Source organism: Sphingopyxis bauzanensis, from assembly GCF_002205675.1.
Taxonomy (GTDB): Bacteria; Pseudomonadota; Alphaproteobacteria; order Sphingomonadales; family Sphingomonadaceae; genus Sphingopyxis; species Sphingopyxis bauzanensis.
The window spans coordinates 38,660-61,952 of the sequence record NZ_NISK01000002.1; the positions used below are offsets into that span (position 1 = coordinate 38,660).

The 23,293-nt window shown below is 63.4% G+C and carries 22 protein-coding genes; 10 read left to right on the forward strand and 12 right to left on the reverse strand.

The features are described 5' to 3' along the window. Positions 1-14 precede the first annotated feature (14 nt). Together CDQ92_RS06685 and CDQ92_RS06690 are read right to left on the reverse strand one after the other, a co-directional pair. Positions 15-1,067: an acyl-CoA dehydrogenase family protein gene (locus tag CDQ92_RS06685; protein WP_158213779.1), complete on the reverse strand. Its 1,053-nt coding sequence runs from the start codon at positions 1,065-1,067 to the stop codon at positions 15-17. A 5-nt stretch (positions 1,068-1,072) separates the two neighbouring features. Continuing rightward, complete coding sequence (locus CDQ92_RS06690; protein ID WP_088440664.1) at positions 1,073-2,260, reverse strand: acyl-CoA dehydrogenase family protein; 1,188 nt, start codon at positions 2,258-2,260, stop codon at positions 1,073-1,075. A 245-nt stretch (positions 2,261-2,505) separates the two neighbouring features. Here CDQ92_RS06690 and CDQ92_RS06695 point away from each other — a divergent pair, with 245 nt between their 5' ends. The 3 genes from CDQ92_RS06695 to CDQ92_RS06705 are packed head-to-tail and all read left to right on the forward strand — an operon-like array spanning position 2,506 to position 6,425. Beyond that, a complete protein-coding gene (locus CDQ92_RS06695; protein WP_088440665.1) occupies positions 2,506-4,821 on the forward strand; it encodes an acyl-CoA dehydrogenase family protein in 2,316 nt (771 codons plus the stop codon). A gap of 17 nt (positions 4,822-4,838) precedes the next feature. After that, positions 4,839-5,273 carry a Zn-ribbon domain-containing OB-fold protein gene (locus CDQ92_RS06700; protein WP_088440666.1) on the forward strand — a complete coding sequence of 145 codons (435 nt, stop codon included), beginning with the start codon at positions 4,839-4,841 and terminating at the stop codon, positions 5,271-5,273. Positions 5,274-5,288: 15 nt separating this feature from the next. Then, positions 5,289-6,425 (forward strand): thiolase family protein, encoded by a 1,137-nt coding sequence (locus CDQ92_RS06705; RefSeq protein WP_088440667.1) that lies wholly within the window; start codon positions 5,289-5,291, stop codon positions 6,423-6,425. Positions 6,426-6,434: 9 nt separating this feature from the next. On the opposite strand, the gene CDQ92_RS06710 is transcribed toward CDQ92_RS06705, so the two are convergent. Beyond that, complete coding sequence (locus CDQ92_RS06710) at positions 6,435-7,220, reverse strand: enoyl-CoA hydratase/isomerase family protein (protein ID WP_088440668.1); 786 nt, start codon at positions 7,218-7,220, stop codon at positions 6,435-6,437. 186 nt (positions 7,221-7,406) lie between these two features. Here CDQ92_RS06710 and CDQ92_RS06715 point away from each other — a divergent pair, with 186 nt between their 5' ends. From CDQ92_RS06715 to CDQ92_RS06725, 3 genes are read left to right on the forward strand one after another with little or no spacing between them, the layout of a single operon-like run. After that, on the forward strand, positions 7,407-8,264 hold the full coding sequence (locus CDQ92_RS06715; RefSeq protein WP_088440669.1) for a MaoC/PaaZ C-terminal domain-containing protein: 858 nt from the start codon (positions 7,407-7,409) through the stop codon (positions 8,262-8,264). Continuing rightward, positions 8,261-9,109 carry an SDR family oxidoreductase gene (locus CDQ92_RS06720; RefSeq protein ID WP_088440670.1) on the forward strand — a complete coding sequence of 283 codons (849 nt, stop codon included), beginning with the start codon at positions 8,261-8,263 and terminating at the stop codon, positions 9,107-9,109. Before CDQ92_RS06715 ends, CDQ92_RS06720 begins: the two co-directional genes overlap by 4 nt. 2 nt (positions 9,110-9,111) lie before the next feature. Beyond that, positions 9,112-9,882, forward strand: a complete 771-nt coding sequence (locus CDQ92_RS06725) for an SDR family oxidoreductase (protein WP_158213780.1) — start codon at positions 9,112-9,114, stop codon at positions 9,880-9,882. Here CDQ92_RS06725 and CDQ92_RS06730 read toward each other — a convergent pair. Both CDQ92_RS06730 and CDQ92_RS06735 read right to left on the reverse strand, forming a co-directional pair. Further along, the gene (locus tag CDQ92_RS06730) at positions 9,845-10,771 is read right to left on the reverse strand and encodes an alpha/beta fold hydrolase (RefSeq protein WP_158213781.1); all 927 of its coding nucleotides are present in this window, start codon (positions 10,769-10,771) and stop codon (positions 9,845-9,847) included. The two genes, CDQ92_RS06725 and CDQ92_RS06730, sit on opposite strands and share 38 nt — an antisense overlap. Next, positions 10,768-11,736: a LysR family transcriptional regulator gene (locus tag CDQ92_RS06735; RefSeq protein ID WP_158213782.1), complete on the reverse strand. Its 969-nt coding sequence runs from the start codon at positions 11,734-11,736 to the stop codon at positions 10,768-10,770. The genes CDQ92_RS06730 and CDQ92_RS06735 overlap by 4 nt, the downstream gene beginning before the upstream one ends. 150 nt (positions 11,737-11,886) lie before the next feature. On the opposite strand from CDQ92_RS06735, the gene CDQ92_RS06740 reads away from it, so the two are divergent. Next, the gene (locus CDQ92_RS06740) at positions 11,887-12,723 is read left to right on the forward strand and encodes an enoyl-CoA hydratase/isomerase family protein (RefSeq protein WP_201792035.1); all 837 of its coding nucleotides are present in this window, start codon (positions 11,887-11,889) and stop codon (positions 12,721-12,723) included. A gap of 21 nt (positions 12,724-12,744) precedes the next feature. Here the strand turns inward: CDQ92_RS06740 and CDQ92_RS06745 are convergent, their stop codons facing one another. Beyond that, the gene (locus CDQ92_RS06745) at positions 12,745-13,542 is read right to left on the reverse strand and encodes a crotonase/enoyl-CoA hydratase family protein (protein ID WP_088440674.1); all 798 of its coding nucleotides are present in this window, start codon (positions 13,540-13,542) and stop codon (positions 12,745-12,747) included. Positions 13,543-13,573: 31 nt separating this feature from the next. Further along, positions 13,574-14,368 (reverse strand): enoyl-CoA hydratase/isomerase family protein, encoded by a 795-nt coding sequence (locus tag CDQ92_RS06750; RefSeq protein WP_158213783.1) that lies wholly within the window; start codon positions 14,366-14,368, stop codon positions 13,574-13,576. A gap of 188 nt (positions 14,369-14,556) precedes the next feature. On the opposite strand from CDQ92_RS06750, the gene CDQ92_RS06755 reads away from it, so the two are divergent. Beyond that, positions 14,557-15,657: an acyl-CoA dehydrogenase family protein gene (locus tag CDQ92_RS06755; RefSeq protein ID WP_088440676.1), complete on the forward strand. Its 1,101-nt coding sequence runs from the start codon at positions 14,557-14,559 to the stop codon at positions 15,655-15,657. Continuing rightward, positions 15,654-16,862, forward strand: a complete 1,209-nt coding sequence (locus tag CDQ92_RS06760) for an acyl-CoA dehydrogenase family protein (RefSeq protein ID WP_088440677.1) — start codon at positions 15,654-15,656, stop codon at positions 16,860-16,862. Before CDQ92_RS06755 ends, CDQ92_RS06760 begins: the two co-directional genes overlap by 4 nt. Before the next feature lie 58 nt (positions 16,863-16,920). On the opposite strand, the gene CDQ92_RS06765 is transcribed toward CDQ92_RS06760, so the two are convergent. From CDQ92_RS06765 to CDQ92_RS06775, 3 genes are read right to left on the reverse strand one after another with little or no spacing between them, the layout of a single operon-like run. Next, positions 16,921-18,249 (reverse strand): MFS transporter, encoded by a 1,329-nt coding sequence (locus CDQ92_RS06765; RefSeq protein ID WP_158213784.1) that lies wholly within the window; start codon positions 18,247-18,249, stop codon positions 16,921-16,923. A gap of 20 nt (positions 18,250-18,269) precedes the next feature. Next, entirely contained in the window at positions 18,270-19,448 is a 1,179-nt protein-coding gene (locus CDQ92_RS06770) for a thiolase family protein (protein WP_088440679.1), read from the reverse strand. 4 nt (positions 19,449-19,452) lie between these two features. Then, positions 19,453-19,836 (reverse strand): Zn-ribbon domain-containing OB-fold protein, encoded by a 384-nt coding sequence (locus CDQ92_RS06775; RefSeq protein ID WP_088440680.1) that lies wholly within the window; start codon positions 19,834-19,836, stop codon positions 19,453-19,455. Between the two features lie 585 nt (positions 19,837-20,421). On the opposite strand from CDQ92_RS06775, the gene CDQ92_RS06785 reads away from it, so the two are divergent. Then, complete coding sequence (locus CDQ92_RS06785) at positions 20,422-21,033, forward strand: SOS response-associated peptidase family protein (RefSeq protein WP_088440682.1); 612 nt, start codon at positions 20,422-20,424, stop codon at positions 21,031-21,033. A gap of 440 nt (positions 21,034-21,473) precedes the next feature. On the opposite strand, the gene CDQ92_RS21415 is transcribed toward CDQ92_RS06785, so the two are convergent. Both CDQ92_RS21415 and CDQ92_RS06795 read right to left on the reverse strand, forming a co-directional pair. Beyond that, the gene (locus tag CDQ92_RS21415; RefSeq protein WP_088440683.1) at positions 21,474-21,722 is read right to left on the reverse strand and encodes a hypothetical protein; all 249 of its coding nucleotides are present in this window, start codon (positions 21,720-21,722) and stop codon (positions 21,474-21,476) included. Positions 21,723-21,983: 261 nt separating this feature from the next. Then, positions 21,984-23,228, reverse strand: coding sequence for a tyrosine-type recombinase/integrase (locus CDQ92_RS06795; RefSeq protein WP_088440684.1), 1,245 nt, complete (start codon positions 23,226-23,228; stop codon positions 21,984-21,986). Between the last annotated feature and the right edge of the window lie 65 nt (positions 23,229-23,293).

The window sequence follows — 23,293 nt, forward strand, 5'->3', positions numbered from 1 at the left end:
ATGTCCCTTCCTGATTATCCGGCCAGTCCGTCGACAGGCGACGATCGCTCCGCATCAGACGACGGCGCGTTCGCGGCGAGCATGCGCCGCTTCTGGTAGGTGGCATCGCCGCCGAAGCGGTCGAGAAAATGCGCACGTTTGACGAAAAGATGCGCGTGATGTTCACCGGTGAATCCATAGGCGCCATGGTTCTGGATATTGACGGCGGCGTTCCTGAAGGCCGCATCGCTTGCCAGGATTTTGGCTGCGATCGCCTGGAAATCGGCGTCCGGACCTTCGGCTTGATCGGTCAATGCGGCAAAGATCGTGCTGTTCCATGCCACTGATGCTCGCGTCAGCATGTCGGCGCAGCGGTGTTTGACTGCCTGGAAGGCGCCAATCGGTTGCTGGAACTGCTCTCGGACCTTCGCATATCCGACCGAGTCATCGAGCGCCGCCTCCGCAAGCCCTGTCAGATAGGCCGACACGAGCAACTGCGCACGCCGCCACAAGCCGTTCGCGGCAGGTACCCGGAGCGGCGGCATGATGTCCTTTACCGCGACGCGTGTCAGCGTCAGCGTGCTGTCAATCGAGTCCATATTCTGCGCGCCGTGCCAGCTGTCGCGGTGCGCGAGAGCGAGGCCACCCTCACTCCACAGCAATGCCCATTCTGCACCCTCGGCATCGGCAAGATGATATTTGCCGGCAAAATGTGTCGCGGCAGGAGCGAAGGCGAGCGCGGGCGCTACGGGCGTCCCGCCGCGCATCATTGCTTCGGCGTGACTGCGGTCGCCAGCGAAATGCGCAACATGCACGCCGATCATCGTCGCGACGACTGCCGGTGACACGAGAAACCTCCCGCATTCGCGCGCAACCAGCACCTCTTCGACCAACGAATAGCCGACGCCGCCGCTGGCTTCGGCAAGGCCGAGGCCGAACACGCCAAGCTCGCCGAATTGCGTGAAGACGGCGCGGTCAGCGTTCGGGACGGGGGTCGGGCGCGGCACGAAGCGATCGTAAGGCAGGGCGTCGGCCAGAAGGTTTTGGACCGAGTCGACAATTTGCCGTTGTTCGGAAGAGATTTCCATGTCGATCATGGCCGCGGCGCCCGCGGCAAGCCGAGCACGCGCTCTGCAATGATGTTTCTCTGCACGTCGGACGTGCCGCCTCCGATCGAAGCCGCGTAGGACCGCAGATAGGGCGTCGTAAGACCAGCGTCCGACGACAGCTCGAGCGCTTCCGGCCCGAGCAGGTCGACCCCGAGCCGACGCAGTCGCTGTGATGCCTCGGAGAAGAAGAGCTTCACCAGCGAGCCCTCAGGTCCGGGATTGGCGTTCGCCGCGCGCGAAACGGTAGCGTAGGTCATGGCCCGGACGCCGGCCATTTCGGCGCGGGACATGGCGAGACGCGACGCGAAATCGCCATCGTCGATCGCGGGCGAGAGACCGTCGAGACCGCAGCGACCACGCGCCATCGCGATCAGCCTTTCTACAAGTTCGCTGTTCTGGATCTGGTCGGCGACAAATCCGGTGCCCCGCTCGAAACCGAGCGTTGCGTTCGCTACGTTCCAGCCATCGTTAACTTCGCCGACGACATTGGCGAGCGGGATGCGAACATCGTTGTAGAAAACCTGGCAGAAGTGAAAATCATTCGGTCCGACCATGGTCAGGATAGGCCGCAGCTCGATTCCGGGCGTGTCCATCGGGCAAATGACCCAGCTTATCCCGCTGTGTTTTCGGCTCCCGGCTTCGGTCCGGCACAATAGTTCCTGGTAGTCGGCAATCGCGGCATAGCTGGTCCAGATTTTGGCGCCATTTACGACCAGCTCGTCGCCGTCGATTTCGGCGCGCGTGCCCAGCGCGGCGAGGTCCGATCCCGCTCCCGGCTCCGAAAATCCCTGGCACCAGACGGTATCGCCTCGGAGGATCCGCGGCAGGTGGAAGGCTTGTTGTTCAGGCGTCCCGCGCGCAATGAGGGTCGGCCCGGCGTGGCTGAGACCGACGAAGCAGGACCCGGCCCGCGGTGCGCCCGCCCGGGCATATTCCTCGTGCCAGATGAGCTGTTCGATCAGGCTCACGCCGCGGCCGCCATATTCGCTGGGCCAGGAGATACCAGCCCAGCCCGCCTCGAACTGTTTGCGCTGCCATTCTAGGTCGAACTCGCGAATATCGAGGGCACGGTCGCTGTGGATCGGCCGCTCGCCAGCGGGGACATTGGCGCGCAGCCAGCACCGTGCCTCGGCGCGAAACGCCATTTCCTCGCTGGTGAATTCAATCTGCATCTAGACCTCGGCCCTCATCATTCAGCCGACGATGGCCGAGTGCGGGCGCCGAGGACCAATGTCTTTCGTGCCGCCAAACCGGTCGTTTTCCCATCAAGCCGGACGAACGGCAGATTCCCGGCAAAAAAGACCCCCGCATCGCCTTTTATGTCATTCGGGGGCCGACGGTCTTCGAGTTCGACTTGGACGCACGCGCAAAGCTTCGACAACGCTGCGGCCATATTGCGACACCGCTAGGAATTATCATGCTTACACCCGACCAAGAAGAGATCAGCCATATCCTCGGCCGCCTCCTCAGCACGCGCGACGCGGCGCGTCACGCGGCCGAAGGAGGCCCTCCGATCGACGGAGCCCTTTGGTCCAACCTCGCGGAGCTGGGATTTTTAGGGATCGTGCTTCCAGGAGCGCACGGCGGCGTCGAAATGAGCCTCGCCGAGGAAGTCATCGCAGCCGAAGCGCTGGGACGGATCGTCGCCCCGATCCCGAGCACATCGGTCTTTGCCGCAGCTCATGTTCTTGCTTCCTCGATGACTCCGCAAGCCACGTCGCTCGGCCAAGCGCTTGCCGCCGGTGAAATTGTCGTCGGTGCCGGCCTCTCTGCGGCGGACGGCGCTGCCGTTGAGCTCACGGTCTCGCCGACCGAAGGCCGCGAGGAATGGACCATCAGCGGTACCATCGCCGATATGGTCGACGGCGCCGCGATCGAGGTCGCTCTCATGCCCGTAAACGGGCGCTGGTGGAGCGTCGACCTCTCGCTTGGCGGGATAACCCGGACCGAGATAGCGAGCCTTGACCCAACGCGCCGGCTAGCGCGCGTCGAATTCGACGGTGCCCGCGCCGAGGCTGTCTCGGATTTCCCGATCCGGCGGCTGACGGCAATCGTGCAGACGCTGATTGCCGCAGAAGCGCTCGGCGTTGCCCAAGCGGCCCTCGACATGACGCGCGACTATGCGCTCCAGCGTGAGCAATTCGGTCAGCCGATCGGTCGCTTCCAGGCCGTGAAGCAGAAACTTGCCGACTGCCTGATCGCGGTCGAAGGTGCGCGCTCGGCGCTATGGGGCGCCGTCCGATCGATCAACGACGGCGTTCCCGATTTCGACGCGGCACGACTCGCAAAGGCGCAGGCGACCCGCGCGGCTACCTGGGTCGCTGGCGAAGCCGTCCAGATGCACGGGGCGATCGGTTGTACGTGGGAACATGATCTGCATTTGTTGATGCGCCGCGCAAAACATTGCAACCTGACCTTCGGCAGTTTTACGCAGAATCTGCGGGTTCTGGGCGAGACTGCGCTCGAGGCAGCCAATTCGGGTGCACGATCGCGCGCTGACCAGTTCGCGGGCATGGATCTCGGCTTCATTCCCTCGAGCGAAGACGAAGCCTTTATCGAACCGTTTCGCGCGTGGCTCGACGAACATGTGAGCGCCGAGCGCGCCAAGACTCTCAAACGGGCGGGGATGGCTGAACGCCGGGCCTGGCAAGGGGAGCTGGCCGACGCCGGCTGGGCAGGCCTTCATTGGTCGAAATCCGCGGGCGGCCGCGAGGCCAGCTTTACCCAGCAAGTGCTCTACTATGCCGAATTGACCCGGCGCGGCCTGCCTCCGCTCCCCGGAAACCGCGGGTTAATGCTCGTCGGCCCGACACTGATCGCGCACGGCTCCGAACGGCAGAAACTGCTGTTGGCGCCGACACGGCGGGCCGACATCTTGTGGGCAGGCGGTTTTTCGGAACGCGGTGCAGGGTCCGATCTCGCATCGCTGCGGACCCGCGGAGAGGTCGATGGCGACGAGTTGGTGATCAACGGTCACAAGATCTGGACGAGCCAGGCGCAGATTGCCGACTGGATGTATGCACTCATCCGTACCGGGCCACTGCATCCCAAGCATGCGGGCATCAGCGTCGTACTGATCCCGATGGACAGCGACGGCATCGAGGTTCGCCCGATCCGCCGGAACAACGGTGATTATCATTTCAACGAAGTCTTTTTCGACAATGTGCGGGTGCCGCTCGACAATATCGTGGGATCGATGAACGACGGGTGGCGGATCAACCGCACGACGATGGTGGGCGAACATCTCACCAACTTCCTGGGCTCGCAAGCGGCGCAGGCCGAGACGGTCGCCCGCGTGGCACGCACGATCGCCGAGCGCGAAGCGCAGCGCGGCATCGATCACGACCTGCGCGCACGTTTTGCGTCCGCCTGGGCGACAACCCAGATCGTCAAGCTGCACGGCCTGCGCAACGTCGCGCGCTTTACTGCGGGCGACAATCCAGGTGCAGAGGGGTCCATCTCGAAGCTGGTCGGGCAGGAGAATGAGAAGGAATTGTTCGAGTTGATGGTCGACGCTCAGGGAGCCGCAGGACTCGAAGAAACGCGCTGGACGCGTGCCTGGCTTTCGACACGCGCCTCGACGATCGGTGGCGGGACGAGCGAGATCCACCGCAACAAGCTGGCCGAGCGCGTGCTCGGTATGCCCCGCGATCCCTGGGCCGATGACGACGCCCCGGCCCCGCAGACCACCGATGCGCCGGTCGATCTTCGCCCGGCCGCTGCCGACAATTGAAAAAATGGAGCCATGCCATGACCGACACCCCTCTCCCCTCGCCGCTCCCCGCAGCTTCCTACATTCAACTCGATGGTCCCGAGCCGCGCCTGTCGTTCCTGAAATGCAGATCATGCGGCACGATGTTTCTCGAACCCGAGCGGCTCGCTTGCGCGCGATGCGGGTCGCGCGACGGCTTTGACGCGCACGAGCCCCGATATGAAGGCACGCTTCACAGCTACTCGATCGTCCATCGCAGCTTTCCAGGCACCGCCGTCCCGTTCATCTCGGCCGTCGTTGATATCGACGACGGCCCGTCGCTGAAGGGCAATCTGCGGGGCGTCCCTTTCGATGCGGACCAGATCGACGGCGCAATGCGCGTTCGGATCGTCTTTGACGACGCACTGGGCCGCCGGGATGCGGACGGCAACGCCTATATCAGCCATTTTTTCGAGCCGCTCGCGGCCGACTGACGAAGGGTCAATATCATGAACGATGTCTATATTACCGGGATCGAAATGATTGCTTTCGGTCGCTATCCCCACCGAACGCCGGCTTCGCTTGGCGCCGAGGCCGTCCTTGGCGCACTCGATGATGCCGGGATCACCGTTCATGACATTCAGACCGCTTATTGCGGCTGCGTGTTCCAAACGATGGTCGGCCAGAAGATTTTCCAGCAGATCGGTCAGACCGGTATTCCGATCGCCAATGTATCGAACGCGTGCGCAACCGGGGCTACGGCAGTGCGCGAGGCGTGGATGGCGGTGCGAACGGGCGATTATGATATCGCACTGGCGGTGGGGGTCGAGCAGATGACCGGAATGGGAATGCTCGGCGCGGCGCGGCAGTCGGCGATTCCGATTGAAGGCCTGATGGGATCGACCTCGATGCCCGCGACCTTTGCCGAGGCGGGACGCGAATATGCGGCCAAATATGGCACCAGCTTCGCGCAGTTCGCCAAGGTATCGGTGAAGAACCATCATCACGCGACGATGAATCCGAAGGCGGTGCTCCGCAAGGAAACGCCGCTCGAGATGGTGATGGAGGCCGAAATGATCGCCTATCCCAACACCAAGCTGATGTGCTCGATCAACGTCGACGGGGCCGCGGCGGTGGTCCTGATGTCCGGCAAGAAGGTTCGCGAGCTCGGCTTGATGGACCGCGCGATCCGCATCCGCGCGTCGGCCCTCGCGTCGGATCCGTGGCAGCAACGCAATCCCCAGATGCCCGACATCAACACCGCGACCCAGCTTGCAGCAGCGCGCGCGTATGAGATGGCCGGGATCGACGCCAAGGACCTGGACCTCGTGGAGTTACACGACTGCTTCGCCACTGCCGAATTGCTGCATTATGAGAATCTGCAGCTTTGCGGCGCCGGCGAGGCCAATGACATGATCGACAGCGGGGCTACTGCGCTCGGCGGGCGTATACCGGTCAACGTCTCTGGAGGTCTCTTGTCGAAGGGGCATCCGATCGGTGCCACGGGTGTCGCCAATCTCTATGAGTTGAGCCTGCATCTGCGCGGCGACGCCGGGGCGCGGCAAGTCGAAGGCGCCCGCATGGGTCTCGCCCATGTCGTCGGACTGGGGACCTGTTCGGCGGTTCATATTCTCGAAAAAGCGTAAGAAGCCCGGTCAGTAGCCAACGAAGACCGCAGGTCGTCCTTCGCGGCGCGCAGCCAGCGCCTCCTTGGCGTCCTGCGTCTTCGTGCAACGGACCATCGCGGTGGCTTCGCGTTCGATCATCTCGTCGAGGCTGGCGTGCGAGGCCGCAGCGATATTGCGCTTCATCAGGCGCAGCGTCACGGGCGGCATTGCGGCAAGCTCGTTCGCCATTCGCATTCCCTCGGCGAGCAGATCGCCGGACGGCATGACGCGATTGACCAAGCCTAGTTGGAGAGCCCGGTCCATCGCAATTTTTTCGCTCAGAAACATCAATTCCGCGGCAATTGCGGGCCCGACGAGCCGCGTCAGGAAATAGGTGCAACCGAAATCGCCCGAAAGCGCGAGCCGGACATAAGCGGTCGTCATCATCGCGTCGCTTGCAGCAATGCGCATGTCGCACGCGAGCGCAAGCGCGAGACCGGCGCCCGCCGCCGCCCCGTTGACGATCGCCAGCGTCGGCTTCGGCATCAAGTGCAGCAGCCTTACCGTCTCGGCATGGTGCACCATCGCGTCGACGCGCTGTTCCTGGCTCTTCGGACCGGTATCGCGCGCGGCGCCCGACCGTGTGTCGCCACCAGCGCAAAAGGCTCGGCCTGCCCCGGTCACGACAACGCATCCGACACTCTCGTCTAGCGCAACATCGGCAACCGCAGCGTTCAGCGCATCGTGAAGATCGCCGCTCAGCGCGTTGAGGCTGTCGGGCCTATTGAGCTTGAGGACCGCTACCCGCCCTTCCCGCTTTATATTCAGCACCATGTCGGCTTCCCTTCTTCCCTACCGGTCAAGCGACTAGAGAGCATCTTGGCGGACAGCTTTAGTGTCTGTTCGGAAGCAAGGAGACGACTATTCGCATATGTTCGGGCGACACACTTGTGGACCGCCCAAGGACCGGCAGCGATAATGATGGGCCATCGCAATTGACCCCGAGACGAGGAGGCCGACATGCCCATTCAATATCCCGCAGTGCTCAAGGAAACGAGTTCCGGCGGGCGAAAGGCCTGGGGCGCAAATGACGCGATTCTTTATGCACTCGGTCTTGGCATGGCGTCGGATCCCCTCGACCGGAACGAATTGCCCTTCGTCCATGAGGTCGATCAGAAGGTCATGCCAACGCTGGCTGCCGTTCTCTCGCGCGGTCTCGGAGTCACCGTGGCGCAGCTGGGTTTCGATTACCGTTATTCGGTGCATGGCGAGCAGGCGATCCTCTGGCACCGGCCGATCCCGCCGCAGGGCGAGATTACAGGCGAGGGCCGTGTCGTGGCGGTCTACGACAAGGGTGACAAGGGAGCCGTCTGCGTCACCGAGACCAGCTTGCGCGACGGGGCAACGGGCGACCTGCTGGCGACGGTTCGCGTCACCTCCTTTGCCCGTGCCGACGGCCATTGCGGCGCGCCGAGTGAGGGCGCTCCTGACCCGCACAAGGTTCCGGACCGCGCACCCGACCTCAGCCTGCGCTACGCAACGCGCCCCGACCTCGCTTTGATCTACCGGCTGAGCGGTGACATGAATCCACTGCACATCGATCCCGACGCCGCCCGGCGCGCCGGATTCGACCGCCCCATCCTGCATGGCCTGTGTACCTACGGCATCGCCTGCCGCGCGGTTATCGAAGGCTTTGCCGGATGGGATCCCGAACGGCTCGCGAGCCTCGCGGCCCGCTTTTCGGCGCCGGTCTTCCCCGGCGATGCGCTCGTCATCGACCTGTGGCGGGACGGCGATGTCATTTCTTTCGAGGCGCAAGTTCCCGATCGCGGCGTGACGGTTCTCAAGAACGGGCGCGCCGAACTGCGCGGCACATGAGTTTTTCCGAGCCGCCGGCTGCGGCAGACCCGATGCTGCCGGCAGACATGTTCGCAGGCCAGGTCGCGCTGATTACCGGCGGCGGCAGCGGCACCGGGTTGGCGATGGCCGAGGCGTTCGCCCGCTGCGGCGCAACCGTCGCGCTTGTAGGCCGCGACATCGAGAGGCTGACGCAAGTCTCGGAGCGTCTGGGCAGACAGGGCCTCTCCGCGGTGCCCATAGCCCTCGACGTAAGGGAACCCGAGAGGGTTTGCGACGGGTTTGAACGGGTCGAACAGACCGTGGGGCCGATTACGATCCTCGCAAACAATGCCGGCGCGAACTTCCCGCTCCTCGCCGAACGTATCAGCCCGAATGCCTGGCGCGCGGTTACCCGGATCGCTCTCGACGGCACCTTCTTCTGCTGCCAGGAATTTTTTCGCCGGCTGGACGGCAGGCCCGGCGCGATCGTCAACAATCTGGCGAGCTACGTCTGGCTGGGATTGCCCGGCGACGCGCATGCGGCCGCGGCGAAGGCGGGTCAGATGAACCTGACGCTCACACTCGCGGCCGAGTGGGGCCGGCTCGGCGTGCGTGTCAACGGTCTGGTAATCGGTAATTATCCGCATGCCGGCATCCCGGGATACGACCCGGACAAGGCGGGGCCGCGCGCGATTTCGATACCCGCGCGACGCCCGCTGCGCGCACAGGAAATCGGCCGCGCCGCGGCGTTTCTGTGTTCGCCCTACGCTCGCCATATCACGGGCACGAATCTCGTGATCGACGGCGGCGACTGGCTGCGGCGGGACGTTTTGAAGCCCGTTTTTGTCTCGCCCTGCGACCGCGAAAATCTCTGGATGGGATGAGGATGACCGGTTACCGCCCCTACCCCGTCCCCGACGGCAGCTTTGCCGGACAGACGATCCTGCTGACCGATGGCGACGACCCGGTCTCGCGCGGACTCGCGGCTGCATTCGCAGCGCTTGGCGGAGATGTCTTCGTCGCCGCCGAAGGCGAGACCGCGGTTTCGGCATTCGACAGGTTTGAACGGCCCATAGATATATTGGTGAACTGCCGGTGGCAGAGGACGCTTGGCCCAGCCGAGGACATGCCCCCGGCGCAAGCACAGAGCGAGATGCACCAACTTTTCGGAACCGCGTTCGATTATTCGACCGAGTTCGCCCGCCGTCGGCAAAGAGCGCAGCTTGGCGGTTCGATCCTGATGCTTACCGAGACCGCCGACCTTGGCATGCCGGGTTTGTCGGTATCGGCCGCCGCCTCGGCCGCGATACAGAATCTCGCGCGCAGCCTGGCGGTCGAATGGGCCGCCGATAATATTCGGTGCAATGTCGTCGCATGCGGGATGATAGAAGGGCGCGACGACCCGGCTTTTGCATTGGCAGCGCAGCGCGGGATCGCCCCCGGCGACACCGTGCCCACCGGACAGATCGGGACGGTCGCCGATGTCGTTGCGGCAGCACTCTATCTTTGCTCGGCCTATGGCGCCTATTTTTCCGGGTCGACGATGACGATCGACGGGGGAGAGAATTTGCGCCATTCGCTCGGCGGGCCGCCCTTCTCGGCACCCCGCACGCGCATGCTCAACCGCCAGCCCCGAGAAGTGCGCGCACGGCAGTGACAAAGGCGAGTGGCTGGTCGAGCATAAGATGATGACCGGCATCGGGGATCGTCACAAAGCGCGTTCCCGGCGGCGCCACCGCGCGTGTTGCGGCCATCACCTCATCCGGCACCAGCGACGACCGGTCGCCCCATAGAAAATCGAGCGGGCATTGCGCTGCCGCGATCACGTCGCCCGAGTGGCCGCTGAACGGGACGCCGCGGCTGCGATCAGCATCGGGGTCAAAACACCAGTGCCAGCGGTCGTCCCGGAGGACGAGCGAACGCCGCGCGATGAAGGCCAGCAGATAGTCATTGTCGCACCGCTGTTCGGGTCGCAGGCGGAACCGCGCCGCGCCTTCGTCGAGACTGGTGTAGCCGGGATTGGTCCAGGGCTTCCGATTGTCGAACGGGTCTTCGCGCGGCGGCCGCGCGCCATTGTCGGCTACGATCAACCGGCCGAAGCGCGCGCCATCTGGGTTCGCTGCGACTTTCAACGCGATAGCGCTGCCAAAGGAATGCGCGACGATCGACGGTCGTACCGTCCCCTCGAACAATCCGGTCGCCTCGGCCCCGGCCAGGAGCTCCGCCAGATGAACCTCCGGCGGGTAACTTTTCCGCCATCCCGATCGTCCCATGCCCGACCAGGAAATCGCCCCCACCCGCCAGTCGGAGGCAAAGAATGGCGCGATGAAACGCCACCAGTCGGCGTGACCGCCATTTCCGTGGAGAAACAGGAGGCCGGGTTTCCCCCGCTCTCCCCAGGCGAGGGTTTCGATCGCCGTTCCCGACACCTCGCACGTTCCCCGTTCGGGCGCTACGGCGAGCGCGGAAGCAAACCACCCCGGACCTTCATCGAGAGTAGGACTGTCGGGCGATAGGCGCAACGCTTCGGCCTGTGCGGTGGTCAAGCGACCAGGGCATGTTGCATCGCGAAGTCGACCGAATTGTCTGCCGGCTTCGATAGCGGCGGCGACTGAACGTCGAATTCCGCCGCAACCCGCTCGGCTGTCTGCCAGAAATGGTCGAGCAGGCCGCGCGCGGGCTCCTCGCGGCGCACCAACGCATATTTCGCGACCGGCACTTCGCCTTCGATATCGAGATGAACGAAATCCGCGAGCGCGCCCTGCTCGCTGTGCGGCCAGCCGACCGTCAGTACCGCAAGCGACCGGTCGCGGGCATAGAAGGGAACAGCGGTTTCTCCCTCGCTGACGATCATCGGCCGCGCGCCGGCGTCGAAAAACGGCTTGTAAAGCATGTCCCAACGCTCGGGATTGAGCCGCGGGTTAGTCACCGGAATTTCGCGGCCTGCGAGGGCGCTCATCGGAACCTTGCCAAGGCCCGCAAGCGGATCGCCCGGCGGAACGAGCAGGCTCACCGGGCTCGAATAGAGGATCAGCGTCTCCAGACCGGGAAATTCGCACGGCTGACCAACGAGCGCGACATCGATCAGCCGCTTTTGCAGCTTCGAAATCAGCCGTGCACTGTAATTGCTCACGATATCGATCGTGACGCGCGGGTGCCGGGATTGATAGGTCTCGATCGCAAGCTTTCGCGCTGGAACCCAGAAAGTGTAGGGATTGACGCCGAGGACAAGCGTCTGGCTGTGCATGCGCATCAGGTCGCGCGACGACTGACGACATTGCTCGGCGGCTTCGGCAAGATCATGTGCCGAGGCAAAAAGCGCCTCGCCCTCGTCTGTGAGACTCACCCGTCGCGTGCTGCGGACAAAGAGCGGAAATCCCATCTGGGCTTCGAGCTGCTGGATCTGGCGCGACAGCCATGGTTGATCGACGTTGAGCCGCCGCGCGGCTTTGCTGAACGACATTTCCTCGGCGACAACCGAGAAGCGGATCAACCGATCGAGATTGGACATCCGTTCACCTCTCCACATGTTACCCCGTTATCGGGACCTCTATTTGTGACGACCCTACACAAAACTCTTTGCCGGTTCAATCGCGAAGCGCCGCCTATGCGAGATTCGATACCGCCCATGCGATATTCGTCTTGGTAAAATCATTGAGATATGCTGCAATATCGGCGCCAAATCGGGAGTGTGAGACGAATGGCCTATAAGACCGTATTGCTTGATATCGCTGACCATATTGCGACGATCACTCTCAATCGCCCGGAGGCGTACAACAGCTTCACGCGCGATATGACGAACGAATTTGTCGAGATCTGGAAACGCCTGCGCGAGGATGATGATGTACGCGTGATCATTCTTCGTGCCGCGCCGAGCCCCGCATTCTGTACCGGTGCCGACACGAAAGGCGGACCTGGCATCACGCCTTATCGCACCCCCGAGTCGCGACTGAAGCCCTGGTCGCTAGACGACCCGGCCGAGTCGCTCGGCGCAAAGAGCAACAAGGTCTGGAAGCCGCTCATCGTCGCGGTTTCGGGGATGTGCGCCGGCGGCGCCTTCTACTTTCTCAACGAGGCCGACATCATCATCTGCAGCGAGGAATCGACCTTCTTCGATCCGCACGTCAATTTCGGCATGGTATCGGCGTGCGAGCCGGTCGGCGCGATGGCGCGCATGCCCCTCTCGGAAGTGCAGCGCATGGTGCTTCTCGGAAATCACGAACGTATCAGCGCCGAGACGGCACTTCGCATCAGCCTGGTGACTGAGGTCCTCCCCGCCGACCAGCTATGGGAGCGAGCACGCCATCTTGCCGCGCTCATCGCCGAGAAACATCCGGTGGCCATCGAAGGATCGGTGCGCGCAATGTGGGAAGCTCTGAGCCTTCCGCACCGCGAAGCCATGGAGAATGCGTTGAAATATACGCAGATCGGCAATCCCATCTCCACGGCCACCGTCGACCGCAAGACGGCGCCCAAAGCGAAATGGTGGCTGCGCTGAGCCGACGGTCTGCCACCAGGCTCAGCTCCCGCTGAAATTCGGCGACCGCTTCTCGAGAAGCGCCGCAACTCCCTCCTTGTGGTCTTTCGTGAGATGGCTCACCGACTGCATCACCGCGGCCAACTCGAGCGCCGTGTCATATGTGATCGTCTGCCCCTGGCGCAGCATCGATTTCGTCATGCGCAGGGCGTGCGGCGGCATTGCCGCGATTTTCCCGGCCAGCGCGAGCGCCTCGTCCATGAGCGTTTCGTGCGGAACGACGCGGCTGACGAGACCCCATTCGCATGCTGTCTCGGCATCGATCGTATCGCCGGTAAAGAAGAGCTCCGCCGCCCGGCTCATGCCGATCGTGCGGGGAAGAAGCCAGGTTCCGCCGTCGCCGGGGACAAGTCCGAGTTTCAGGAAGGTCACGCCAAATTTGGCCTTGTCGGAAGCGAGGCGCACGTCGGCCATGCAGGCGACATCACAGCCCAGGCCGATCGCGGGGCCGTTGACCGCGGCGATCAACGGCATGTCGAGCCCGAAAAACGCACGCGCCGCGCGATGGATATTGCTGCGATAGCCCTCGCGGATCTGGACGGCACCCCCCGAAAAATTGCCGGTCCCCTCGCGCATCGCTTTCACGTCACCGCCCGCCGAAAAGCATTTTCCGCTTCCCGTGAGGATAGCGCAACGCACCGCCGGGTCGGCGTTGATCTCGGCGCATGCCGCTGCGATCGCGTCGCCGTCGCCGAGCGCGCCCAACGCGTTCATCGTTTCGGGCCTGTCGAGGATCAGCACGGCGATCGCGCCGTGCCTTTCGGTCTTGATGATCGCCATGAAAGTCTCCTTTGCCTGCGCAAGGGGCAGGTCAGCTGCTGCGTGTTTCAAATTCCCCGGCGGTGAGGGCCGCGTCGATGCCCGCCATCGCCATATGCGAGGCCTCGAGATCCAATATGGCGTCGAGGTTCGTGCTTTCAGCCGCGTGGAGCGCCTCCTTGGCGTAGCGGTAGGCGCGAGCAGACCCATTGGCGAGGGACCGCGACATCGCTTCGACCGTTCCCGCGAGAGCGTCGTCCTCGACCACCTCGTCGACGAGCCCGAATTCCTTGGCCGCGGCCGATTCGAAGCGTTCGCTCAAGAGATAAAGGCGCCTTGCCTTGCCCGCGCCGAGAATGCGCGACCAGAACCAGGTCCCGCCCATGTCGCCCGACAGCCCGACCTTGACGAACGCCGAGGTCAACACTGCCGAGCGGGCCGCGATGCGGATATCGCAGGCACCCGCGAGGCTCAGTCCGGCGCCGGCACATGCGCCGTTGACCATTGCGATCGTCGGTTTGCCCATGAGATGCAGCGTGCGCGCGATGCGTGCATGGCGGCGCAGATAATCGATCCTGCGCTCGATCCACGCGCCCGCCGACGCGGCGGCGGACTCAGACGATCCGGCCTTGAGGTCGCGTCCGGCACAAAAGGCGCGTCCAGCACCGGTCAATACCACGCAGCGAACGTCAGGATCGATGGCCACCCGCTCGACGATCGGCGCCAGCGCATCGTAAAGTTCCGGCGTCACCGCGTTCAAACGGTCGGGCCGGTTGAGTATGATCCAGGAGACGCCATCTGCGCTTCGCTCGGTCACCGTGGGCGCGGTCGTCTCGGCAAGGGTCATCGGCATTTCCGTTTCAGGTCAGATTCCGCTCCCCATAAACGAGCTCGCGCCAAATCAGCCATGCGAGGTCGCGCGGCTGGTCTGCGATCTTCCCCTATGAACTCGGCGCCCGCTCTGTGCTCAATTGGCCCTATGCCCCGCGCCCGATGTCCGGGCGAAGGGCGATTGACTTCATTCGGGGAGCCATTGTGTCTGTTTTGTTAGACGAAGCGCAGCTTCAGATCGCCGACGAGGCGCAGCGGTTAGTGAGCGCGCATTATTCGGGCGAGAGACTGAAGGGCTATTTGCTCGAGCGCGGGGCGTTTGATCGCGAACTGTGGGAACGGTTCGGCGCGCAGGGCTGGACGGCTATCTGCTATCCCGAGGCGTTCGGGGGTCTCGATCTCGGGCTGCTTGAACTTGGCTTGGTCGCTGAAGCTTGCGGCGGGGCGGTTACCGGCGTCGCGGCGCTCACCTCCTCCTTCGCGATGGGACAATCGCTGCTGTACTTCGGGAGCGAGGAGCAGAAGGCCGACTGGCTGCCGCAACTGGCCGCTGGCAGCGTTATCGGCGTGGTAGCCTTTGCCGAGGGCCAGGACATGCTTCCGCGTGCACCTCGCCTACGCCTCGAGGCTGGGCGGCTGTCGGGTTCGAAGCCGGCGGTTGTGGCGGGCGGCATCGCCGACGGCGCCGTCGTGCTTGCGCTGGGTGCTGACGGCCCTGTGCTCGCGCTCGTCGATCTGTCGCAGCGCGGGGTCTCGCGAACGCTCCTCGACACGTTCGACAACAGCCGGTGCACGGCCGATCTCGTCTTCGACGACGTCGAGGCGCACGAACTTCCAGGCAGCATTGATGCGCTGGCGGCCGCGCGCGCTATCTTGCGCCTCCAAGCGGTCATCATCGGGTTCGAGCAAGTAGGCGGCGCGCAAAAAATGCTTACGACGGCGCGCGACTACGCACTGACACGGCGCGCGTTCGGTCAGCCGATCGGCGCGTTCCAGTCGGTCAAGCACCGCATCGCCGAAGATTATGTGCTTGTCGAACTCGCGCGCGCCAACGCCATTCACGCGGCCTCCCGTTCCGGCGAGTCCGATTTCGGCCTTTACGCCGCTGCTGCGCGGATCTCGGCGACCGAGGCCTATGACGGAGTGTCGCGCGACGCCGTCCAAGTGCATGGCGGAATCGGCGTCACTTGGGAAGCCGATCTCCATCTTCATCAGCGGCGCGCACGAACCCTCGCCGTCGAAGCGGGGCCGCTCATCTTCTGGGAAGACGAGGTGATCACCGAACTGCAAGGAGCGGCACAATGACCGATCTCACCGCCTATCGCAGCGCCGCGCGTGCTTGGATCGAAGGCAAGATAGCCGAATTCGGGCGCGAAGCCAGGCGCGGCCTGACCCCCGCCGAGGATCTAGCGCTCGGCAGGCGCTATCTCGCCGCCAAATATGAGGCGGGTTATAGCGGGATTTCCTGGCCCCGCGAGAATGGCGGCCAAGGCCTCAGTCCGACCGAGAAGCTGGCTTTCGATCGCGAGGAAATCCTTCACGGCTTTCCGACCGAATATTTCAGCATCAGCCTCGGGATGCCCGTCCCGATCATGTTGCGTTATCTTCCCGACGGCTGGAAACAGGAGCGTGCGATCGCGGCGCTGCGCGGCGACGAAATCTGGTGCCAGCTCTTTTCAGAACCCGCCGCGGGCTCGGATCTGGCCGCGCTGCGCACCCGCGCGGTCCAGGATCCCGATAACGGAGACTGGATCCTCAACGGCCAGAAGCTCTGGACAAGCTGGGCGCATCTTGCCGATTATGGCGTGATCGTCGCGCGATCGGATCCGAACGTCGCGAAGCATCGCGGCCTGACCTATTTCTGGGTCGACATGAAGGCGCCGGGGGTCACCGTCCGCCCCGTGACGCTCGCCGCCGGCGATGCGCACGTCAACGAGGTCTATTTCGATGACGTGCGAATTCCCGACGCGCAGCGCCTTGGTCCCGTCGGCGGCGGCTTCGGCGTCGCGATGGAAACGCTTATCATCGAGCGCTATTCCGCGACCGATCCCGCCGCCAACGGCCCGTCGATCGCGCGCGCGCTCGCCGATGCGACGCGCATGACTCGCGACGGACGCCCGCTGATCGAGGATGGCCGGGTCCGCGAGCGTATTGCGCGCAATTTTGCGACCCAAGCCGCGCTGGCCTCGATCCATCGCCGCGCCCTGCTTTCGCTCGAGGCCGGCACGCAACCGGGGTCTGAAGGCGCGATCCACAAACTTGTGTCGGTACGGAACCGGCAACGGCTGTCGGAATTCATGATCGATATCGAGGGGGTATCAGGGGTGCGGTGGAACGAGCAGGCGACCCGCAAGGACGATTGGGCGACCTCGTGGCTGACGGCACCGACCGGCCGCATTGCCGGCGGGGCCGACGAGATGCTGCTTAACACGATCGCCGAGCGCATTCTGGGATTGCCGCAGGACCACCGCCCCGACAAGGGTGTTCCGTTCAACGAAATCCCAGGCTGACCGGCGAGGCGTTTGCCGCTCGAACATGGCCGCGCCTTCCCGGCGCGGCCTTTTTTTCTTAGGCGGCGGGCTGCGCCGCGGTGTCCGGGGACTCGCCATCCCCGCGGCGCCCGTAGAGCATGCGCGAGGCAATCGCGAGGAAGAGAACGACCGGAATGAACACCAGCAGACCGGTGGCAAGCGCGTAGCGGATCATGACGCCGCCGCCGTAGAAGTCCGACAGCATGCCGACCATCACCGGGCCGAGGCCGAAGCCGATCAGGACGCTGGTGAATTGCACGATCGACGTCATCGTGCCGCGCATATGCGGAGGGGTCTCGTTCAAAAGGGTCGAATAGGCGGGAGGCGGATAGCCGCTGCGCAAGAACTCGCCGAGGCCATATCCCAGGACCGCCAGCGCGAGCACGGGCGAGAAAAGCATCATATAACCAGAAAACAGCGCCACGATTGCCGAAATCCACACGAGCCGCAAAGGCCACGCCGGGTTGCGAGCCAGTAGCGTATCGCCGAGCTTGCCGTAGACGGCAGGCGCGACTACGCCGCCCAGGCCGCCGAAGATTCCGATCAGAAGGCCAACTTCGGACAACGACAGGCCGTGGACGCGGACAAAGAACGAAGCGGCCCAGGATCCCAGCGAAATACTGATGAGCCCGAGCAGCGAACAGCCGGCGATCAGGAATATCAGAGCCGGCTTGTGCCAGATGAACCGGAGCACATCGACGAACCGGGCTTTCGCCAAAGGCGCGGTCGAACCGTCGGCCTCCGCCTCCTCCATCTCGCCGCGCCGCGGCTCATCGACGGTAAAGAACAGCAAGAGCGCCGCGAATATGCCGGGCGCGCCTGCAACGAAAAGCGCGGTCCGCCAGCCATGATGTTCGGCCAGATATCCGCCCGCAGCCGCAGCGACGACTGCGCCCAGATTGGCACTGACGTAGAACATCCCGATTGCGAGACCGCGTCCGCGCGCCGGAAACATGTCCATCAACATCGGAAGTGCCGCCGGCGCAGCGCCGGCCTCGGCCGCGCCGACACCGGTACGTGTAACCACGAGGTGCCAGAAGTCGCGGGCAAATCCGCCGAGCGCGGTGCAGATACTCCAGACGAACACGATGACCGCCAGGAAGTTGCGGCGATTCACCCGGTCGCTGAAATATCCCATTGGCAGGACAAAAATCGCGAGTGAAATGCCGTAGGCCACACCGGTAAACAGGCCGAGCTGGGCATCGGACAGGTTGAATTCGGCCCGGATCGGTTCGGTCAGGATCGAGGGCATCGACCGATCGACCGCGTGGCACATATAAATGAGCATGAGGACGCCGACCGCATACCAGCGGTAGGCGCGGCTTCGAGCGTAGCGGCTCGGGGTTAGCGCGTCGCCGTCCGGCATAAGTATCCCATCTTTTTCCATCAATCGCGCACGATCAAAAGCGCCGAGCCGAAGACACCGCCGCCAGCACTGCACACCGCCACCTTCGCATCGGCGACCTGGCGATCGCCGGCCTCGCCGCGCAACTGGCGCACGGCTTCGACCAAGTGATTGAAGGCATGGAGCCGCCCTTCCGACAACTGCCCCCCGTTCGTGTTGAGCGGGAGGACGCCGTCCAGCGCGATACGCTGGCCGCCTTCGAGAAAGTCGCCGGTCGCGCCCGGCTTCGTGATGCCCAAGGCCTCAAGCCACAATACCGTCAGCCAGCTGAAGCCGTCGTAGAGATGGGCGCTCGTCAAGTCCGCCGGCGTGAGGTCGGTCCGCGACCAGAGCATCTTGGCAGCGTCGCTCATCGCCATGTTCGGAAAGTCGCTACGCTGAAACCAGGAGAAATGATCGTGAAGCGCCGTCCCGACCGCCTCGAAGCGGACGGTGGGACGCGACGAAGCCGGGATCGCGTCGGCCCGCGAAATGACGACCGCGGCCGCACCGTCGATTGGAACGTCGCAGTCATAAATGCAAAACGGCGTCGTTATCATGCGCGCGTCGAAATATTCGTCGAGCGTGATCGGCTCGCGGTAAACCGCGTTCGGATTGAGCGCGGCATTTTTGCGCTGGTTGATCGCGATCATCGCCAGCTGTTCTCGCTTGAGGCCGGTCTGTCGCATGTGGAGATCGGCGTGCAGCGCGATCCATGTCGCGGCCGAGGGCGCAAAATAGGGAGTGGTCCATTGATTAAACCCCTCGGGCGTCGGCAGATTGCCGTCGGCATAGGCCTTACCGTACATCGGAACCCAGCGCTCGCCCTCGGCACGGTAGCAGAGCACATGATTGCAATAGCCCGCCGCAATGGCGCCGATCGCATTGGCGATGCTGGCAAACTGGCCTGGCCCCATACCCGCCTCGAACCAGTTCAGCTTCAGCCCGAGCGAGTTCTTGATGTCGACGGGACTGGCGGCTGACGATCCGTGGCCGACATGCACCGCGGCATGCGGCCAGCAAGCGATCCCGTCGATATCGCCGATTTCGAGACCAGCGTCGGCGATGGCGTTGCGGCATGCATCTACCGCCAAATTGAAGGGGTAGACTTCAGGCTTGCGGTACATCTTCGACATGCCGGCGCCCGAGATCACGCAATTCTTCTCGAAATATCTGGTCATATTCTCAGACCGGCCGAAACAGCGGAACAAAGATGTCGCCATGCTGCTCGAAATGCACGGAGACGCGCAGCCCCGGCACGATGCTGTCCACGGACTCTCCAAACATGTTGGTCAGCAGGCGGACCGGTCCCTTTTCGTCGAGTTCGACGAGCGCAACGATATATGGCACCGGAACATGGGGGAACCAGGGTTGATGGTTGATCGTCGACGACAACACTTTCCCAAAACCGGAGACAGGAGCCGGCGCGACATTTGCCGAAAGGCACGCGCTGCAGCAGGATTGATAAGGATGGAAATACAGGCTGCAATCGCCGCATTTCATGATGTGCAGCACGCCATCGGCACCGCCGCACCAGAAATAGCCGTTCATGTCGTTGATCGCGGGCAAGGGTCGGGCAAGCAATGCAGTTTCTGTTGTCACGGCGGCCCTCTTGTCCGTTGCACTCCCGACCAGTGGCGGATCAAACCGTCGCCTTGCATGGTCGCTCGCTGCAAGACATAGGCCAAGGCGTCTTCGAGAAACAATGTCGCAACCACCCAAAGTTGGACCAGACCCGCATCAATAGAGTGCTTGGCGCCGCTGCGAGATCGGTCGGCGGCCGCTCGCGTGATGGCAAAACGCTCCCTTGGCTGCGAGACCCTGCGCCGCTTTTGCGACCCCGGGAACTGACCTTATCCAGCCATTCCACGCCTGTTCGCCGTAGCCTCAGTTTGCCCGTTGGAAATCCCAGAGGGGCTTTCCCTGCTTGCCGCCCTCGCCAGCCACATTGTCCTGGGTCCCGGCGCCGAAGAAGAGAAAAAGGCCCGCTGGAAGAGCTTCAAATTAGTGACCGTTGCGCTCGAACGGTGCAGCCGATCCGTATTTCGCGGATTCGTCCGGCAACATCGGATCGCCCGGACAAGCCGCAACCGCGGCTAACGGCCTCTTGCCACCGGCGCATAAGATCGGCCAAAAATACGTGAGGAGACTCGCATGCCCAGCCTCTATCGCTGCAGGACATCGCTCGGCGAGGTCGCCGCGCTGTTCGCCGCCACGCCTCCTCCCCGCGCCGACTGGTCGGCCGAACTCTGGCCCGGGCGCACCGGACTCGTCATTCGCCGCGACGGCGAGGAGCGCCGGATCGAGGCAATGCGGTGGGGCGCCAACCTTCCCGAAGGCGCCGCCGATTTCCCACGCCATCGTCGCCCTGCCCTGTGGTTCCGCCAATTGTGGCCTGCGCACGCGCACTTGCTCGCGCCCGAGGCGCGCTGCCTGATCATCGTCGAGGATTTCGCACTGCCCGACGGTCCCGAGGGCGCGCGCACGCGCACTTGGTACGGCTTCGACGACCCGCCACTATTCGCATGGGCGGGTGTGTGGACCGCCAGCGCGGGCGGCGCCGGCTATGCCGGCTTCCTCGTGCCCGGCGGCGCGCCCGCACCAGCTGCGTCCACCATGCCCGCGATCGTTCTCCCCGAAGACTATGACGCCTGGCTTGGCGGTGATATGCGCATCGCTGGCCGCATCGCGCGGCAGCAACGCGCGCACGATGCCATGTATCGCGAACCGACCGAAGCGCCGTGGGGCGCCGACCGCACGCCGTGAGGCTCGCGCCGGCAACGGCGGCTGGCCTCCAAGTGACATCAAAATCGCGCGCCGATCGTCAGCTCCGCTCGAAAAGCCGCTTCAGGCTCGCGTAGCGGATGAAGGTCGAGCGACCGACCTTCACCACATCGATTTCGCCCTCCGCAATAAGCTCATGTCTTCGGGATCGAGCGTGCGCCGGAGCCAGGCGCGCACGTCGGCCTCGTGGGGAAGTATCTCCTTCCCCACCCATGCCATAATCTTTGCGCGCTTCTCCCGGTTCACGACATGCGTCTTCGCGCCTCCATTCAGAAGTACGATGCACGAGGGGAGATTTTCCGTTTTGTTTTAGCGAATTATTTTTCTGTGTGGGCAACATAGCATGGTCGCGGCCCTTTCGGATTGCTTGTCGGCAAATAAAAAAGGGCGGAATGACCCGCCCTTTTTCGCATTGTTAGACCTTAGCGGTTCGGATCGGCCGCCGGTTCGTCGCTCGCGGGTTTTTCCGCAGGTTCCGCCGCCGGTTCGGCAGCGGGTTCAGCGGCAGGCTCGGGTGCCGGTTCCGCCGCGGGCCCGGCAGGCTCTGCCTTCGGCTCCGAAACAGGTTCGGCCTTTTCCGTATCGGTCGGCTGTTCGGTCGTCTGCGCGGCGACCATGGGCGAGAAGGCGAAGGCGGCAGCAGCGACGATCGGAAAAACAATTTTACGCATTGGAGAATGATCCCTTGTGATTGTTGGGTCTGAAGAACCAGGGGGGCTCAGGCCCGGAAGGATGCGAACGGGCGATCCCTCCTGTGCGGCGCGCGTTCAGAAGTACGATGCACAAGCGGAGGTCTTCCGTTTTGTTTTAGCAAAACTTTTTTCGCAGCTTTACCGACCGATATCGCATGAAGGCGGCGTCATTGGTCGATAAAGCGAGGAGATCGAGCAAATCCGATTGGACAACCATTCGTTCTCCATATCTGGTCGGGATCATCTATACTGGATGCCCTCAAGCCGAGTGGATGGGGTTCGGGATTGAGCCTCCTTCCGCAAACCATCGAGATAGTCGCTCCACCATTGCGCCATTTTCAAGCGTTCTTTCCAGTGGGCGCCGCGATGATAGGCCGCGCGAACCTTGTCGGCACCGCCATGGGCCAGCGCCCGCTCGATCGCATCCGGCGACCATAACCCGGATTCATTGAGCAGCGTGCTTGCCATCGCCCTGAAGCCATGACCCGTCATTTCATCGCTCGAATAGCCGAGCCGACGCAGCGCGGCATTGAGCGTATTATCCGACATGGGGCGCTTCCGGGTACGGATCGAAGGAAACGCATAGCCGCTCGTCCCCGAAAGCGATTGCAGCGAACGGAACAGTGCGACCGCCTGGCCCGACAGCGGAACATGGTGCGGCTTCCGCATCTTCGTCTTTTCCGCGGGGATGGTCCACAATGCTGAGGCGAGATCGATTTCTCCCCATTGGGCTTGGCGCAATTCGCCAGGACGAACGAAGACATGCGGTGAGATCTGCAATGCGAGCTTGGTGACGCCATGACCGTCATAGCCGTCGATCGCGACAAGCAGTTCGCCAGCCTTTGCGGGATCAGTGATCGCGCCATAGTGCGTCACCTTCGGTGAAATAAGCGCGCCCCGCAAATCCCGCGTCGGGTCAGATGTCAGACGCACCGTGGCGACCGCATACCGAAACACGCTGCTGGCAAGTTGCAACGTCCGCCGTGCGCTTTCGAGATTTCCCTTGTCCTCCATTTTGCGCACAGCAGCGAGAACGTCCGCAGGTCCGATTTCGGCGACCGGAACGCGGCCGATCGAAATGGCAAGTTGCGAAAGCAGATATTCGCTTCGCGTCGCGGTGGAGGTTGCCCAGGCATTCTCACCATCACGTCGCCGCTTGCGGCAATATTCTTCGGCGATTGCGCCGAAGGTATTATTCGCTTCAATTCGCGAGCGCGCCTTTTCGCGTTGCTTTTCGAGCGAGGGGTCTTTGCCATCCGCGAGCAACCTGCGCGCCTCGTCGCGGCGGCGGCGGGCGTCGCTCAAGCTCACATCCGGATAAACGCCTAGCGCGAACTTCTTTTCGCGGCCGTTGATACGATATTTGAGCCGCCACAATTTCCCGCCGCTCGGCTGAACCAGCAGAAACAGTCCGAGCGAATCACCCATCTTAAATGGTTTCTCGCGCGGCTTAGCGTTGCGGATGACGACATCAGAAAGTGGCATTATTTCATGGGCCTTTCCTCCAAGTGGCCCCCACGGTGGGGGCCACTCGAATTCGTCCCCGATGA